Below are 17,274 nucleotides of genomic sequence, written 5' to 3' on the forward strand. Positions count from 1 at the left end.
TTTTCAATATTTAAATATATATTTTATATAAATATATATTTAGATATAATTATTTTCCATAAAATATAATATTATATAAAAATATATAGAAATAATTAAGGAAGTCTATGTCTTACGTTGTTTATAGTATAAAAGGTGGAGTTGGAAAAACAACTTTATCAGTTCAAATCTCTCAAATGTTAGAGTTTACTTATGTTACAAATGATTCACACTCATCTGCTCATAATCTAATGCCTGAAGAAAAAGGATTTCTAGTTTCAAGTGAAGAGTATGAAGAAATACCTTTTGATGAAAAAGTTGTATATGACTTTGGAGGATTTAAAGACACAAGAATAAATGAAATTATAAAACAAGTTAAAAAAGTAATTATTCCAACTCTTACATCAATTGTTGATGTTCAAGCAACTCTTGCTACTTTAAAAGATGTAATTGAAATAAATAAAAATATCATTTTAGTTGTAAATCGAACAAAAAACAATAATAAAGCAGTAGAATTAAAAGAATATCTTGAAGATGAAATAAAAAAATTGTATGGAAATATAAAAATTCCAATCATTTTTGTGAGAGAATCATCTATTTTAGAAGATTCATTATTTGATTGTGAATATGTTGAAAATAAAGCTGGAAATAATAGATTTAAAAGACATATTTATAGAAATGCCATAGAAGATATGATAAATCTAAAAAAAGTTTTGGAAAACTAAAATGGGATACGCAGATAAACTGAAACTTAATTCATCTAAAATCAAAACAGAAGAAAAAGTTCTAAAAGAAAAAACTCCTACAAAAAAGAAAAATACTGGTCGTCCTAAAAAAGCCATAGAAGAAGTAAGAAATACTGCAATTCCAGTAGCTCTTAGTCAAAAAGAAAAAGATTGGATTGAAGAACAAGCTTTAAAAATGTCAAAAGAAATAGGAGTAAAAATCACAACTTCTGCATGGATGAGAATGACTCTTTTAAAAGATATGATAAAAGAAGAAAACTAAATTTATTCAAATGAGATAAAAGTGCGATTAAATTTTTATAAAATAGTTAATAAAACTATTTTATAAGGTTTAAAATGAAAAAAAATATCATTGAAAATATTGATAATCAAATCTTAGATTTGATTTTGCAAAGAAATTCTTTATTATCAGAAGAAAACTTATTTGAAACTTTTGATAAAAAACACTATGAAGAGATAAGTTCAAAAGAAAAAAATCTAAAAAACAAAAAGAAAATCATTAAACTTTTTAAACTGATAAACTCTTTTGAAAATACAAATTCTATAATAAATAAGATTTTATATTTAGGACCAGAAGGAAGTTATACCCAAGATGCAGCTATTAAAAAGTTTGGAAATGAAAATCAATTTTTTTCAATAAACTCTATTAATAATTTATTTGAAGAGATAAAAAAAGAAAATGCAACTTATGCGATAATTCCTATAGAAAATAGTCTAAATGGTTTAGTAAATGATACCTTAAATGCTTTTTTAAAATATGATTTAACGGCAGTTGGTGAAATCATCTTAGATATACATCACACTTTTTCTTCTAATTGTGAAAATATTTCAGAAATAAAAACTATCTATTCAAAAGATATAGCTTTTGATCAATGTTCACTTTTTTTAGAAAAATATAATTTACATAATATCGAACATATTTTTGTAGAATCTACTACAAAAGCTGCAAAATTAGCCTTTGAAAATCCAAACAGTGCTGCAATATGCTCAAACATCGCAGCTTTTAACAATCATTTAAATGTTATGTTTTATGATATTGAAGATAATCCTAGCAATAAAACAAGATTTTTTGTATTAAGTAAAAAAGATGAAAAAAAAGAAAAAGATATTGACTATAAAACTTCTTTTTTAATCAAACTACCTAATATTTCAGGTTCTTTAATAGATTTTTTACAAATATTCAAAGATGAAAAAATCAATTTATATAAAATAAAATCACATATAACAAAAGGTATTTCTAACTTCTTCATCGAATTTGATGGACATAAAGAAGATGAAAATATAAAAAAAATATTCAAAAGATACAAGAATATAAAAATTATTGGTTCATATAAAAAAGAAATAGATGATATATAAATTAAAAAAAGCGATTAAACTGCGATTAAATTAAATTATATTTATACTGAAATTCTAATATTTTTTAAACTCTATAATTTTGGCGATTTTTTATAGAGTTTTTTATTTGAATATCAAAATTTAATTTAAGGAATAAAGATGAAAAAAAATCTTAGTTTGATTACTGCGTTATTATTAACTGCTCCTTTATTTGCAGATAATTTAAGTGATGCCTTTAGTAATGGGAAAATTAAAGGAGAGATTAAATCTGTATATTCAAATTCCAATTTTTTAGGAAAATCAACATCAGATGATATAGCAACAATTGGTGGAAGTTTAGGATACAAAACAGCTGATTTTTATGGTTTTAGTGCAGGAGCAACTTTTCAAGCTTCACACGTAATTAATGATGACAATAACAATAATGTTTTTATCTCTGATTTAGATGCTTCTGGTGCTGTTTTATCTGAAGCTTATTTAGAATATAAACTATCAAATACAAGTATAAAAGCTGGAAGACAATATATTTATACTCCTTTAGTTAGTACAGCAATTGATGGTAAATCTTCAGAAAGTTTATTGAAAGATTCTTTTGAAGCTTATTTATTAACTAATAATGATATTCCAAATACTACAATTGTCGCAGGATATGTAGATAAATATCAAGCCAAAACATCAAATGATTCAGATACAGCTGATTTTGAAGAGTTTGAAGATGGAGCTTATACTTTATACATAAAAAATAATTCTATCGAAAATTTAGAATTACAAGCTCAATATCTAAATATTGATGCTATAAATTCAAACCAAGATATAAGTAATCTTTATTTCCAAGCAGATTATAAAATCGGTTTACATACTATCTCAGCTCAATATTTATCATCAAAAGATGAATCAAAAGGTTCTGATTTTGAAGATGGTGAATTATATGGATTAAAAGCCTCAGGAACTTTAGGTATAGGAAAACTTGGCTATATTGTTGCATTTAACTCTAGTACAAAAGATGGAGATGTAAACTTAGGAGCTGGTGCTGGAACTTCAGATACAGCATTTACAGCAATGCCTGTAAATGGAGGTGGAGTACCTACAAGAGCAAACACAGATACTTTAGTTGGAGGAATTATTGTACCTATTTTAGATGTAACAACTGTTGGTTATGCAGGTTATTCATGGTCAGATGGTGGACTAGGCGATGTTAGTGCTGTTGGAGCAATGGCAATTTATCCATTTTATAAAAACTTTTTATTAAAAGTAAATTATGAGCACGTTGAAATTGAAAATACTATCATTCCAGCTGGAATTGAAGATGGTAATACTGACGTAACAAGAGTTTATCTATCATATAACTTCTAAATAAATCGTGCCCTTTTATACAACCCTCCTCCATAAAAGGGCACACCTCTTAATATTTATATAATCCTAAAAAAATGAAAAAATCACAACATAAAATATAAAGCAATAGGAATATAAACCAAACTCAAAATATTCCCCATTGCAACAACAGAAGCTACCATAGAGGAGTTATTTTTATATTTTTCTGCCAAAATTGCATTTAACACTGCTGGCGGTAAAAGTCCAAATAAAATCAAAAGATTCTCTTGCAAAGGAGTATAATCAAAAATTAGAATTGCAATATATGCAGTTATAACTCCAGATATTGGGCATAAAACTGCACCAATAAGTCCTATTTTTATATTATCAAATTTTACACTTGAAAGCCTAACTCCAAGAGAAAATAAAATCAAAGGAATTGCAACACCGCTAAGTAAATCAAAAGTAGTAATAATAACTTTTGAAAACTCTACACCAAAATAGTTAAAAAATAGTCCCAAGATAGTAGCTATTACAACTGGATTTTTAAGAAGTGTTAGAGGATTAAAAGTTCCACCATACATGGCAACTGCAACTGTAAATTGACCTATAACTTGAACTAAAGATAAAGCTATAAACATAGCCATAGCTTCATTTCCAAAAGCTAACATAGCTAAAGGCAAACCTAAATTTAAAGAGTTATTAAACATCATTGTGGGAAGGAAACTTCTAATATTTATATTCATCATCTTTAAAAATGGATATAAAATAAGCCCTGATCCAAAAACTACAATAACTGCTCCAAGGGAGAAATATCCTAAAATAGAAATATTTGGTAGTTTTTGAGCTATTGCATAAAATATCAAAATTGGTATAAAAATATCTAAATTTATTTTATTTATAGTGTCAGTGTTTATATTTGTTTTTTTGGCATAAAATAGTCCAATTAAAACTATAATTATTACAGGTAGTACAATTTGAAGAGTTTTTAAAATCATATTAAAAACTCTCCATCGTTTGATGTTTCAAATTTTTATTAAAACTATTTTTCACTAAAAAAATTCAATAACAAGTTATTAAATCTATCTTTATGCTCGATTTGTGTCCAATGTCCACATTGTCCAAAAACATGTAATTGAGATTTTAAAATAAGTTGATTTAATCTAATAGAGTTTTGTAAAGGTATAACTTTATCTTCTCTTCCATGTACAATTAAAACTTCTTTATCAATTTTTTTGATGTCATTTTCACAACTCATCATAGAATCAACACCATCTTGACGAGGAGCTGGGAACATTGAACCAAATGATTCTTGAAATCCTGGTCTAATACTTGCTTCATATCTCATTTTTGCTAAATCATCAGTTACAATACTTCTATCATAAGCAAAAATATCAAGTAACTCTTTCATATTTTCTATGCTTGGTGTATATCCCCATGCTTTATCTAAACCATAAGTTAAATCAAAATAAACACCTACTGAGCCCATTAAAACAACTTTATTGAATCTTTGTGGATATTTAATCATAAGTGATACGGCTAATCCACCACCAAATGAATTTCCAACTAAATTTGTTTTTTCAATTCCTAAAGCATCCATTAAATCAATAGTTTGTTGAACCCAAGTATCCATATTGTATGTAATACCTTCGGGTCTATCTGTATAACCAAACCCCACCATATCAGGAGCAATTACTCTAAATTTTTCAGCAAGAACTGGCATAGAACCTCTCCAATTAGCAAATGCTGAAACACCTGGTCCTGAACCATGAATAAAAAATATTGGTTCACCTTCACCTAAATCATGATAGTTTGTATTAAAACTACCTGTTTTTATATTTTTTGCAATTTCTGGATTATTCATATTTTAATCTCTACCTTTTTTAGTTAAATGAAACTCTTTTACTAAAAGTTTGTACGAAGTCAATTTTATTTTCCCAATTTTTTGACACTTTTCCCACCAATACCAAAGTGTTGTTTTGGCATTTCATTTATGATTACTCTAACACTTTCAAGTGGTGCATCAAGCGATTCAGCAATTGCTAAAGAAACTTTTTCAATTAGTTTCTCTTTTTTTTCATCACTTCTTCCCTCAATAATATTTATTGTAGCTATTGGCATTATTTTTATTCTCCTTATACAAATCTAAATGATAAAGAGCCTAAATCTTGGAACTTAACAGTTACATTATCACCTTTTTTTACACTAACAGCAGCAGTAATTGCACCTGAAAGGATATATTCACCAGCTTTTAGTTTTTCACCTCTTTGACTTAGCATATTTGCAAGCATTGCAATTGATGTTGCAGGATGTCCTAAAACAGCAGCACCAGCTCCAAGTTGAACTATCTCTCCATTTATTTCCATTACAACACCAAGAGTTTTTAAATCTAAATCTTTAATATCTCTCATTCTTCCACCTGTTACATATCTTGAAGATGAAGAGTTATCAGCAATAACTGATTTTAAATCAAATTTGAAATCTTTATATCTTGAATCAATAATCTCAACAGCTGGCATAACAAAATCAGTTGCAGCTAAAACATCTCCAATATGACAACCAGGTCCTTCTAAGTCATTTTTAAGTACAAAAGCTATTTCAGCTTCAACTTTTGGATGAATTAACTCATCAATTTTTATTTCAGCTCCATCACCAAAACTGAAATAATCAGCTAAATAACCATAACAAGGATTTGGAACACCCATTTGTTTCATTTTTGCTTGAGAAGTTAGCCCCATTTTCATACCAACAATTTTATGACCTCTTGCTTCTTTTGCAGCTCTTGCTGTCCATTGAATATCATAAGCATCTTCATAAGTCATATCTGGATAATCATCTGTAATTTTAGTAATTTCATACGCTTTTAATTCAGCATCTTCACAATGCTTTGCTAATTTTTCTATTGTTGATTTATCTAGTGCCATTATATTAATCCTCTCTCTTTTGCCATATCTAATGCTAAGTCTTCAATCATATCTTCTTGTCCACCTACCATTCCTCTTCTTCCAAGCTCTAATAAAAGTGTTCTTGCATCAATTCCATATTTCTCTTCTGCTCGTCTTGCAAATAATAAAAATGATGAATAAACTCCTGCATATCCTAAAGTGATAGAATCTCTTGAAATTCTTGTAAGTTTACCCATAATTGGTAATGCAATATCTTCAGCTGCATCTTCGATTTTATGTAAATCAATTCCAGTTTCAACACCCATTCTATTTAATACAGCAACTAAAACTTCAGTTGCAGTATTTCCTGAACCTGCTCCAAATCCAGCAAGTGAAGCATCAATTCTAGTTGCTCCTGCTTCAATAGCAGCAAGTGAGTTTGCAACACCCATTGACATATTATTATGACCATGAAAACCTAACTCAATATCATCACCAAACTCTTTTTTAAGAATTGATATTCTTGCACTTACATCATCAGGTAACATATATCCAGCTGAATCCGTTGCATAGATAGTTTTTGCTCCATAAGAAACCATTTTTGATGCTTCTTGAAGTAATTTTTCAGGAGTTACCATATGTGCCATCATCAAAAATCCAACAGTATCAAGTCCCATAGAAACAGCAGCTTTTATATGTTGAGCTGAAACATCTGCTTCTGTACAATGAGTTGCAACTCTAACAGTTGAAATACCTTTTTTAACAGCTCTTTCTAAATCTTTTACAATTCCAATTCCAGGAAGTAAAAGAGCAGAAACTTTTGCATTTTTTACATTTGATACAGCACACTCAATCCACTCTTCATCAGTATGTAAACCATATCCATAATTTAAAGATGAACCACCAAGTCCATCACCATGAGTTACTTCAATCATCGGAACACCAGCTTCATCCATAGCTTTAGACATTGCAGCCATTTGGTCTAATGTAAATTGATGTCTAATAGAGTGCATACCATCTCTTAAAGACATATCATGAATTGTTACTTTTTTACCTTTTAAATTCATGTTATTCTCCTTTGATTTTTTCAGCCATTTTTTCTGCAATATTTGTTGCAGCTGCTGTGATAATGTCTAAGTTACCTGCATATTTTGGTAAATAATCTCCTAATCCTTCAACTTCTAAATAAATAGAAACTTTTTTACCATCAAAAATTGGTCCATTTTTTAGTTTATATCCAGGTACAAATTGTTGTACTTTTTTTACCATTTCATGAACTGATTTAGTAATTGCTTCTTTATTTGGTTGGGCAACTGTTTGACAATGAACAGTATCTCTCATCATAAGTGGTGGCTCTGCTGGATTTAAAATAATAATAGCTTTACCTTTTTTTACATTTCCAACTTTTTCAATTCCTAATTTTGTAGTTTCTGTAAACTCATCAATATTTGCACGAGTTCCAGGACCTGCTGATTTAGATGCAACTGTTGCAATAATCTCTGCATAATCAACTGCTTGAACAGAAGATACAGCAGCAACCATAGGAATAGTTGCTTGTCCACCACAAGTTACCATGTTTACGTTTTGTGTATTTTGTGCTAATAATTCATCAATATTCACAGAAGGTACACAAAATGGTCCAATAGCTGCTGGTGTTAAATCTATAACTTTAACTCCAAGTTCAGCTAATTTTCTATTATTTTCACCATGAACATAAGCTGATGTTGCATCAAAAGCAATTTTTACCCCATCTTCTTTGATAAATGGAAGTAATCCATCAACACCTTCATGTGTTATTTTCATTCCAGCTTCTTTTGCTTTTTTTAATCCATCTGAATCAGGGTCAATTCCAACCATCCATAAAGGATTTAAAATCTTACTTCTTTGAAGTTTATACATTAAATCTGTTCCAATATTACCAGACCCAATTAAAGCACAATTAATTTTTTCCATACATAATCCTTTATACAAATCTACACGAAGCAGAACCAATTCCACCTATATTTATAGTCATATTATCACCTGGTTTTATTGTTACCATTGCACATAAAGCACCTGATAAGATAACTTCTCCAGCTTTTAAACCAACACCAAAAGAACCAAGCGTATTTGCAAGCCAAGCTACTGCATTTACTGGACTTCCAAGTGCTGCTGCTCCAGCTCCTGTATGTAATAACTCACCATTACACTCTAAAGTAATTCCACAAGTTGTCAAATCAACATCTCTTGGATCAACACCTTTTCCACCAAATACAATATATCCACAAGAAGCATTATCAGCAACTGTATCTTGAATTTTTATTTTCCAATCTTTGATTCTTGAATCAACTATTTCAAAACAAGGCATTACAAATTTTGTAGCTCTTAAAACATCAGCTGTTGTAACTCCTGGTCCCATTAAATCTTCTTTTAAAACAAAAGCTATCTCACCTTCTGCTTTTGGTTGAATCATCCCATTTGTTACATTTATCTCATCACCATCAGAATAAATCATATCAGATAGAAGATATCCAAAATCTGGTTGATGAACACCTAACATATCCATAACTACTTTTGAAGTAACTCCGATTTTTTTACCAATAATTTTTGAATTATCATCTTCCATTCTTCTTTTTAAAAAATGATGTTGTATTGCATAAGCATCTTCAATTGTTGCATCTGTTTCTCTAGAACTTATTGGGTCAATTGCATAATTTCCCTTTAATGCTTCGTATAATTCATTTCCATATTTTTCTATTTTATCTTTTGTCATTTTTTATCCAATTCTTACATTTTTATACAAATATTTTTTAATTCTGTATAGAATTCAAGTGAATGATGTCCACCTTCTCTTCCAATTCCTGAAGCTTTCATACCACCAAATGGTGTTCTTAAATCTCTTAAGAACCAAGAATTTATCCATACAATTCCAGAATCAATCTGACTTGCAACTCTGTGAGCTTTATCTAAATTTTCAGTAAAAATTGTAGAAGCTAATCCATATTTTGTATCATTTGCCATTCTAATAGCATCTTCTTCTGTATCAAAAGGAGTTATATGACAACAAGGTCCAAATACCTCTTGTTGAACAACTGTTGCACTTTCTGGAAGTCCAGTCCAAATAGTTGGCTCAACCCAAAATCCATTTGATAAAGCACCTTCCATTTTAGGAGCACCACCACCTAAAACTACATTTGCACCTTCTTTTTTAGCTATTTCATAAAACTCTAAAACTTTATCTCTATGAGCTGCACTTACAAGTGGTCCCATATCAACTGATTCATCGTGTTGAACACCAAGTTTTAACTTACTTGCTGATTCTTTTAATTTTGCAACAAATTCGTCAAAAATAGGTCTTTGAACATAAACTCTTTCAGTTCCTAAACATACTTGTCCAGAATTTGCAAAACAAGATCTTGTTGTTTCATGTACTGCTTTTTGCATATCACAATCAGCAAAAATAATTGCTGGATTTTTACCACCAAGTTCTAAAGATACATCTCTTACACCAACAGAACAAGCTTTCATAATCATCTCACCTGTTACAGTTTCACCTGTAAATGTAATTGCATCAATATCTTTATGAGCTGTTAGTAAGTTTCCTGTAATACTTCCTTTTCCTTGAACAACATTATAAGCACCTGCTGGAACTCCAACTTTACTCATAACTTCCCCTAAAAGTGAAGTTGTTGTAGGAGTTACTTGTGATGGTTTAACTACAACTGAGTTTCCACAAGCCATAGCAGGACCTACTTTCCAAGTCATAAGTAATAATGGTAAATTCCAAGGAGAAATAACAGCAATTACACCTTTTGGTTTTCTCATAGAATAATTCAACATTTTTTTGCCATCAGGAGTATCTGCTCTATATGCTTCATCTGCATAAGATTTCATAGTATCAGCAAATACTTTGAAATTTGCTCCACCTCTTGGAATATCAATATGTCTTGCAATTGAGTATGGTTTTCCAGTATCTAAACACTCTGCTTCTAAAAAATCATCAAATCTTCTATTAATTTCATCTGCAACTTCATACATCAAAGCAACTCTATCATTTAACTTCATTTGTCCCCATTCCCCTGTAAGTGCTGCCTTTGCTGCTGCAACTGCTGCATTTACTTCTGCTTCTCTTCCAAGTGCAACTTTAGAGATTAGTTCTGCTGTTGCTGGGTTAAAGTTATCAAAAAACTCACCACATTGTGAGTCTATAAATTGTCCGTTTATATAGTGTTGTACTTTTTTCATTATTTTAATCCTATTTTTTCAATTGCATATTTTGCACATATAATATCTTCTTCTTCAGTTCCACCTGAAACACCAATAGCTCCAACTTTAATACCATTTTCAAAAATCGGCATCCCTCCTCCAAAAGGAATTAACCTCTGTCTATTTGAAAATCCATGTTCCAAATGAGGCATACTTTTAAAAATTGTAGTCCATTGAGCTGTATCAAATCCAAAACTAGCACTTGTATAAGCCTTATCTTTAGCAATATCTATTGAATGAATAAATGAATTTTCCATTCTAATAAAAGCCATTTCTAAACCTTTATTATCAGTAACTGAAACATTTATCGCTATATTTAACTCTTCTGCTTTTTCAATAGCGCTAAGACAAGCCGTAAAGGCTGCTTGTCTTGATATAGTTTTTTCAACTATAGTATTCATTTAAGATCCTAATTATTTATAAGCTGAAAGTGTATATGCTGTTGTAAAAGCACCATTTTCTTGACCTGTATGGTAAAAAATTCCTCTCCATAACTCATCTTCTGTCCATGTAATAGTTGGCATATCAGGTTGCATTAAATATCCAAGTCCTGCAAATGTTTCAAGTCTATGTCCAGATGGGTCAAAGAAATAAATAGTTTCTCCTCTTGTAATTCCATGTCTTTGAGGTGTCACGTCAATTTTTACATTATGCATAGCCATAACATCTGCTGCTCTTAAGATATCATTCCATCCATCTAAGAAAAAGGCAAAGTGATGCATACCAATTTCTGGACCTGCAACAAATGCAACATCATGAGGAGTTGAAGTTCTTGACAACCAAGTTGCAGCTTGTAATGAACCATTTGGTCCAACTGTCACTTGTTCTGCTAAATCAAACTCTAGAACTTCTTGAAAAAACTTAGTTGAAGCCATAACCCCTTCTGGTCCTTGGCACATTAATAAAACATGATCAATCCAATGGGCTTTTATTCCTCTACCTTCAAAAGGCCAAGGTCTTGGATTTGTTGAACCAACATCTTTACCTAAAAAAGTTTTATGAGCATATAAGTTAAATTCATGTCCACTTGGAGCATTAAATTTTAGAACTCTTCCACATTCAACAATAGTTCCTTCTGGTAAAATTTCAGTTTCAATTCCATATGCTTCGATTTTTTCTTTTAAATCATCAATATCTGAATCATTTTTTACTTTATAAGCTACACGATTAAATGTTGCTTCATCACTTGGTCTTAAAATCAAGCTATATTTATCCCACTCATCCCAGCATTTCAAATACAATGTACCATCACTATCTTCTCTAGTTATATTCATTCCCATAATATTTACATAATATTCTCTAGATACATTTATATCAAGTACGTTTATATCAATATGTCCTATTCTCATAATTCCCATTTTCTATCCTTTATTATAAATTAATTGCCTATTGTATAAAGCTGTGTTTTTGGTTTTGAAATAAACTCAATTTCCATATCACTTTTTGGAAAAGTTCTACAAGCTAAAACTATATTAGAATCTTCTTCCTCTTCTGAAATATGTTTTCTATTCATTTTCGTTTTTTCATAATCACCATTATGTACCAAAATCTTACAAACACCACAAGCACCATTATGGCATCCTCTTGGTACAAGATCTGTACAAACAGATAATGAACTCATAAGATTTTTATCCTCACTACAAGATCTCTCTTTATCTTTATTTTTCACTAAGATATTATGCTTCACAAATATCCTTTTATTTAAATTTACAACAAAGTTGAAACTATCAAAATTGCTGTGCGAAGTAAAAGTTACCTTTTAACTATTTGAACTTTACTTTAAAAAATTCGCAGATTAATCGCAAAAAATAAGATTTTATAAAAATTGGAAAAAGAAAGGGAAAAGAAAGATATCTTTCCCTTTAATTCATTGGTTTAAGATATTTTCTTTTAGTTTTTTTATTAGAGTTTTTACTGAATTAACAGAATTATTAAAGTCAATTTTTTCTTGTTTAGAGAGTTTTTTTTCAATTATTTCTTCAGCACCATTTTTACCTAAAACTATAGGGACACCTGTTACTACATTTTCGTATCCATATTCACCTTGTAACTCAATAGCACAAGGATAAGTAAGTTTTTTGTCTTTTAAAATCGATTCTACCATAAGCACAGTTGCTTGAGCAGGAGCATAATAAGCAGATCCTGTTTGTAATAATTTTACTATTTCTATTCCCCCATTTCTGGTTTTTTGAATAATGTTCTTTATCTCATTTTCATTTAAAACCTCATCTAAAGGAACGCCATCTACTTTTGTCTCTTTTATAAGAGGAACCATATCATCACCATGACCACCTAAAACCATGGCTTCTATTTTTTTATATCCAATTTTCTCTTTTATAAAATATGCCATCCTTGAACTATCTAAAATTCCAGCCATTCCTAAGACTTTATTTCTTGGAAAATTAGAAGCTTTAAGTGCTGAATAAACCATAGCATCAAGTGGATTTGAAACAATTACTAAAATTGCATCTTTATTATATTTAACTACATTTTGAACTATTAAATTCATAATTTTTGCATTTGTAAATAGTAAATCATCTCTACTCATACCAGGTTTTCTTGCAATTCCTGCTGTTATTATGACAATATCACAATCTTTAAACTTCTCATCACTATGTACTGCTTCAATTATTGTTTTTGAATTTACTGAACTAATTGCCTGCGAAATATCAAGTGCAATTGCTTTTGTAAAATCTTCTCTTAAATCTTTTAATAAAATTTTATTACATATATTTTTTAATGCTAAATTATAAGCAATAGAAGAACCAACATTACCAATACCCACGATTCCAACTTTTTTGTATCCCAAAATAATAACTCCTAAAAAAATTATTTATCATTTTATATAAAAAACTTCGCAAAATATTCGCATCATTTAACAAAAAAAAATTTCTGTGTTATAATCAACAAAAGGTGGTAAAATGATAAAATTGGACTTTTTTTTAAATACAAATAAAATGGCAAAAAGATTTTCTATAACCTATATTTTTACAGGTTTATTAGGAGTAATTTTTTTAGATAAATTCATAAAAATCTATTTAGAAAATAATTCTATTTCTTTAAATAGTATCTTTACTTTTAATATATTTTTTATAATTTCCACAGGAATTATCATCTATTTAACTATTAATCATATGCAAAAAGTTATAAAAAATGTAGAAGAAGCTTACAATGATTTAAAAGAAAAAGATAGATTAGCTCCATATGAATTTGCACTTGATCATTCAGTTGATGAAATACATTGGTTTACTCTTGAAGGAAAATTTATCTATGTAAATGAATCTACTTGTAAAAAAGATGGTTATACAAAAGAAGAGTTTGAAAATATGTATTTAGAAGATATTGACCCAAATTTCACAAGACAAACTTCACCTATATGTATGAATGAAATAAAAAATACTCCTAACTGGAGAATAGAATCAACCCATAGAAGAAAAGATGGTTCTATTTATCCTGTTGAAGTTTCAGGTCATGCCTTTACATATAATGGTAAAGAGTATATTTGTGCCTTTGCAAGAGATATGACTCAAAGAATAAAAAATAGAAATAAAATAACAACGATGAACGAAGAGTTACAAAAATCTCTAAAAGAAAAAGAGATTTTATTAAAAGAAATTCACCATAGAGTAAAAAACAATATGGAAATTATCTCATCATTACTTAATATGCAAGCATATAAATCAGATGATAAAAAATTTAAAGATGCAATGAAAGAGAGCCGAAGTAAAATCCATGCAATGGCTTTAGTTCATGAGTTTTTATACCTTGGAGAGAATTTAGCTTATATAAATGTAAATGAATATATAGAAAAATTACTAGAAGATATAAAAGAGTTATATATTTCACAAAATACTCATATAACAATAGATTTAAACCTCGATGTTATGGAGTTTTCAATAAATAGATGTATTCAAGTGGGAATGTTGTTACATGAGTTATGTGTAAATGCTTTAAAATATGCATTTAAAGAGGATAGAGATAATTTATTATGTGTTCATATGAAATTAATTGAAGATAAAATTCATATAAAAATCCGAGATAATGGAGATGGCTTAAAAAATATAAATTCCTTAGAAAAATCTGACTCAATAGGTATGCAATTAGTTCATTCCATAGTTGATTTTCAACTTCATGGAACTATAGAATTTAAAAATAATAAAGGCTTAGAGTGCAATATTATTTTTCCAAAGAAGGAGATAAAATGAATAAAATTAAAATTTTGATAGTAGAAGATGAACCTATAATTGCATTAAATTTAAAACAAGTATTAAGTGAGTTAGGTTATGAACCATATGGAATTTCAAATAATAGATGTAATACATTGAAACTTTTAAATGAAAAAAAAGAAATTCCTGATTTAATCCTAATGGATATATATTTACAAGGACCAACTACTGGTATTATGTTGGCAAAAGAGTTAAAAGAGACTTTAATAAATACTCCTGTTGTATTTTTAACAGCAAACTCAGAACTTGCAACTATAAAAGAGGCTTCTGAAACTTTAGCTTATGGATATTTAATTAAACCATATAAAAAAAGTCATCTACAAGCTGCTATTGAAATTGCTATAAAAAAAGCAGATGAAGATAAAAAAAATAGTTTAAATTTAGATGCAATTAAAAATATAAATAAATCTTTAGAACAACAACTTTTATTAGAGAATGAAACTAAATCAAGAACTGTAAAACTAAAATATGGATATTTATTTGATAAAGGAAAAGATGTTTTATATTTTGGTGATGAAGCTGTTACACTAACAAATAAAGAACTTGCTATTGTTAAAATATTATGTAAAACTCCAGGTCAAAATATTTCTCAAGAACAAATAGAATATGCAATTTGGCAAGATGAACCAGCTGGATATGCTGCTTTTAGGACAGTTTTATTTAGATTAAGAAATAAGATTCATAAAGATTTGATAATAAATCAAAAAAATATAGGATATAGAATAGAAATTTTATAAAATTAATTTTATGATTTTTTTATTTCATTTTTGAGTTTATCTAAATCTTTAATACGTAAGTTTCCTCTTACAGAAGTGATAATATTATCTTTTTTTAATTTTTGTAAATCTGAATTTATCACTTTCCTTACAGAACCTAACATTTGAGCTAAAACTTCATGGGATAAATCATTTATTGATTTTACTAAATAGCTATTATCTATTTTATCTGTATAATCACAATTTTCTAGAATAAGTTTCATTAATCTTGTTTTAGTATTATATAAAGCTAAATTTGTTGCAAAATCTTCAAGTTGCCTTATTCTTGTACCAAGATAAGGTAAAAAACTTTTATTGAACTCAGGATTACTATCTAATAAATTATGAGCAATTTTTATTGGCATTTTTAATAATTGCAAATCATCAATTGCTTCAACTGAAATATCTCTATCTTTTATATCAAGTAAAGTTACAATATCAAATAAATCTCCTACTTTTAAAAGTGTAAGTATACATTCTCTTCCACTTTTCAAATCTATTTTTGAAAGTTTCGCTCTACCTTTCATAATCAAAAATATATTCTCTTCCAAAAGTGACTGTTGAATCAAATATTTTTTTGGCAAACTCATTACTGTACAATTTTCCAATATTTTATCAAGCTCACTATCTTTTATACCTTTAAAATGATTTACACTTTGAAGGAGTTCAATAGAACATAAGTAATTTGGTGAATTTTTTCTCATTATTAATTATCCTAAATAGAATTTTTTGAATAAAAAAGTCATATTCTAAAATTCTATTAGAATATAACTATATTTGTTCTAATTACTTATCTTTTTTCATTGCATCTTTTGCACCATTAATCATACCTATTATTGCACCTTTTGCAATTTTTGTTACTTCATCTATTGTTTTTTTAGAATTATTTTTTATTTCATCAATATTTCTTTGAATAGATTCTTTTGCTAGGTTATTTACTTTATTTGAAGTATTTATTAATGATTCTTTAAATGATTTATCTAAAGATTCCAAGTTTAAAATAACTTCTTTTATCTCTTCTTCTATAAAAGTATTAGATTTTTCTTTTGCATTTAAGATTTCTATTTTTGTATTTTCTACACTATTTATTATTCCCTCTTTTAAACCATCAATTGCACCTTCTATACTTTTTTCAATATCACTTTTATTACTTTCAGCTCTTTCGATTACTGTTAAAATAGTTGCTTCAGATAGTTCTTTAACTTTTTGTACATTTAATTTCCCTTTTTCTAGGGCTTTCTCTGTATTAATTTTTACAGCTTCGACAATCTTTTCATATATATTTTCTTGAGTTTTAATTGCATCATCTATACTATCTTTTAATTTCATAGATAAAATGTCTTGCTTTTCTTGGAAGCTATATTTTGTTTTTAAAAGTTCCATATCAATTTCACTTATTAATTCTTGTGTATTTTCATTAAAAGCAGTTACTGTAGCATTTATAATAGTGTCAATACTTTTTTTCGTTAAGCTATTTTGTTTTTCCAATTCTTTTATAGATACTTGAATAATTTCTTCCATTATCTTAGTAATATCTGCTAAATTTTTTTTTGTACTTATTGCAGCTTTTGAAACAGCTGTTTCAATAATATTTTTCAACTCCTGAGTATTTTCTTCTCCAGTTTTACACATTTTTGATATTCCAATAGAAATTTCATTTTTCATATTTTCTAACATAATCACTCCCTTATTTAATTTGGACATATTATAATTAGATTTGAATACATTTTTTGCCATAAAAATGGCACTTTTTATTTAGATATTTTATAATTTTTCAGCTAAAATCAATGAT

The 17,274-nt window shown here is 28.3% G+C and carries 20 protein-coding genes; 6 read left to right on the forward strand and 14 right to left on the reverse strand.

What is annotated here, in order from left to right; genetic code table 11:
- Nucleotides 1-107: 107 nt before the first annotated feature.
- The 4 genes from ABLL_RS12405 (at nt 108) to ABLL_RS14815 (ending at nt 3,413) form a co-directional block, all read left to right on the forward strand.
- A complete protein-coding gene (locus tag ABLL_RS12405) occupies nt 108-704 on the forward strand; it encodes a hypothetical protein (RefSeq protein WP_014475138.1) in 597 nt (198 codons plus the stop codon).
- A 1-nt stretch (nt 705) separates the two neighbouring features.
- Entirely contained in the window at nt 706-987 is a 282-nt protein-coding gene (locus tag ABLL_RS12410; protein WP_014475139.1) for a hypothetical protein, read from the forward strand.
- Nucleotides 988-1,061: 74 nt separating this feature from the next.
- Nucleotides 1,062-2,081 carry a prephenate dehydratase gene (locus tag ABLL_RS12415; RefSeq protein ID WP_014475140.1) on the forward strand — a complete coding sequence of 340 codons (1,020 nt, stop codon included), beginning with the start codon at nt 1,062-1,064 and terminating at the stop codon, nt 2,079-2,081.
- Nucleotides 2,082-2,219: 138 nt separating this feature from the next.
- Nucleotides 2,220-3,413: a putative porin gene (locus ABLL_RS14815; RefSeq protein WP_014475141.1), complete on the forward strand. Its 1,194-nt coding sequence runs from the start codon at nt 2,220-2,222 to the stop codon at nt 3,411-3,413.
- Between the two features lie 83 nt (nt 3,414-3,496).
- On the opposite strand, the gene ABLL_RS12425 is transcribed toward ABLL_RS14815, so the two are convergent.
- From ABLL_RS12425 to ABLL_RS12480, 12 genes are all read right to left on the reverse strand, one after another.
- Nucleotides 3,497-4,369: an AEC family transporter gene (locus ABLL_RS12425; RefSeq protein WP_014475142.1), complete on the reverse strand. Its 873-nt coding sequence runs from the start codon at nt 4,367-4,369 to the stop codon at nt 3,497-3,499.
- A 44-nt stretch (nt 4,370-4,413) separates the two neighbouring features.
- Nucleotides 4,414-5,235: an alpha/beta fold hydrolase gene (locus ABLL_RS12430; protein WP_014475143.1), complete on the reverse strand. Its 822-nt coding sequence runs from the start codon at nt 5,233-5,235 to the stop codon at nt 4,414-4,416.
- A gap of 65 nt (nt 5,236-5,300) precedes the next feature.
- Complete coding sequence (locus ABLL_RS12435; RefSeq protein WP_014475144.1) at nt 5,301-5,492, reverse strand: 2-hydroxymuconate tautomerase; 192 nt, start codon at nt 5,490-5,492, stop codon at nt 5,301-5,303.
- Between the two features lie 14 nt (nt 5,493-5,506).
- Nucleotides 5,507-6,295, reverse strand: coding sequence for a 2-oxo-3-hexenedioate decarboxylase (gene dmpH / locus ABLL_RS12440; RefSeq protein ID WP_014475145.1), 789 nt, complete (start codon nt 6,293-6,295; stop codon nt 5,507-5,509).
- Complete coding sequence (dmpG, locus tag ABLL_RS12445; protein ID WP_014475146.1) at nt 6,295-7,323, reverse strand: 4-hydroxy-2-oxovalerate aldolase; 1,029 nt, start codon at nt 7,321-7,323, stop codon at nt 6,295-6,297. Before dmpG ends, dmpH begins: the two co-directional genes overlap by 1 nt.
- 1 nt (nt 7,324) lies before the next feature.
- Entirely contained in the window at nt 7,325-8,209 is an 885-nt protein-coding gene (locus ABLL_RS12450; protein WP_014475147.1) for an acetaldehyde dehydrogenase (acetylating), read from the reverse strand.
- A 10-nt stretch (nt 8,210-8,219) separates the two neighbouring features.
- The gene (dmpE, locus tag ABLL_RS12455; RefSeq protein WP_014475148.1) at nt 8,220-9,008 is read right to left on the reverse strand and encodes a 2-oxopent-4-enoate hydratase; all 789 of its coding nucleotides are present in this window, start codon (nt 9,006-9,008) and stop codon (nt 8,220-8,222) included.
- 14 nt (nt 9,009-9,022) lie between these two features.
- Nucleotides 9,023-10,480, reverse strand: coding sequence for a 2-hydroxymuconic semialdehyde dehydrogenase (locus ABLL_RS12460; protein ID WP_014475149.1), 1,458 nt, complete (start codon nt 10,478-10,480; stop codon nt 9,023-9,025).
- Nucleotides 10,480-10,902 (reverse strand): heme-binding protein, encoded by a 423-nt coding sequence (locus ABLL_RS12465; protein ID WP_014475150.1) that lies wholly within the window; start codon nt 10,900-10,902, stop codon nt 10,480-10,482. The genes ABLL_RS12460 and ABLL_RS12465 overlap by 1 nt, the downstream gene beginning before the upstream one ends.
- Nucleotides 10,903-10,914: 12 nt before the next feature.
- Nucleotides 10,915-11,859: a catechol 2,3-dioxygenase gene (locus ABLL_RS12470; RefSeq protein WP_014475151.1), complete on the reverse strand. Its 945-nt coding sequence runs from the start codon at nt 11,857-11,859 to the stop codon at nt 10,915-10,917.
- 20 nt (nt 11,860-11,879) lie between these two features.
- Nucleotides 11,880-12,188, reverse strand: a complete 309-nt coding sequence (locus tag ABLL_RS12475) for a 2Fe-2S iron-sulfur cluster binding domain-containing protein (protein ID WP_041654899.1) — start codon at nt 12,186-12,188, stop codon at nt 11,880-11,882.
- Between the two features lie 180 nt (nt 12,189-12,368).
- A complete protein-coding gene (locus ABLL_RS12480) occupies nt 12,369-13,310 on the reverse strand; it encodes a malate dehydrogenase (RefSeq protein ID WP_014475153.1) in 942 nt (313 codons plus the stop codon).
- A 112-nt stretch (nt 13,311-13,422) separates the two neighbouring features.
- On the opposite strand from ABLL_RS12480, the gene ABLL_RS12485 reads away from it, so the two are divergent.
- Both ABLL_RS12485 and ABLL_RS12490 read left to right on the forward strand, forming a co-directional pair.
- Complete coding sequence (locus ABLL_RS12485; RefSeq protein ID WP_014475154.1) at nt 13,423-14,706, forward strand: sensor histidine kinase; 1,284 nt, start codon at nt 13,423-13,425, stop codon at nt 14,704-14,706.
- Entirely contained in the window at nt 14,703-15,464 is a 762-nt protein-coding gene (locus tag ABLL_RS12490) for a response regulator (protein WP_014475155.1), read from the forward strand. Before ABLL_RS12485 ends, ABLL_RS12490 begins: the two co-directional genes overlap by 4 nt.
- 8 nt (nt 15,465-15,472) lie before the next feature.
- Here the strand turns inward: ABLL_RS12490 and ABLL_RS12495 are convergent, their stop codons facing one another.
- Both ABLL_RS12495 and ABLL_RS12500 read right to left on the reverse strand, forming a co-directional pair.
- The gene (locus ABLL_RS12495) at nt 15,473-16,186 is read right to left on the reverse strand and encodes a Crp/Fnr family transcriptional regulator (protein WP_014475156.1); all 714 of its coding nucleotides are present in this window, start codon (nt 16,184-16,186) and stop codon (nt 15,473-15,475) included.
- 82 nt (nt 16,187-16,268) lie between these two features.
- Complete coding sequence (locus ABLL_RS12500) at nt 16,269-17,159, reverse strand: DUF6781 family protein (RefSeq protein ID WP_014475157.1); 891 nt, start codon at nt 17,157-17,159, stop codon at nt 16,269-16,271.
- Nucleotides 17,160-17,274 lie beyond the last annotated feature (115 nt).

Source organism: Arcobacter sp. L (genome assembly GCF_000284235.1).
Classification (GTDB): Bacteria; Campylobacterota; Campylobacteria; order Campylobacterales; family Arcobacteraceae; genus Aliarcobacter; species Aliarcobacter defluvii.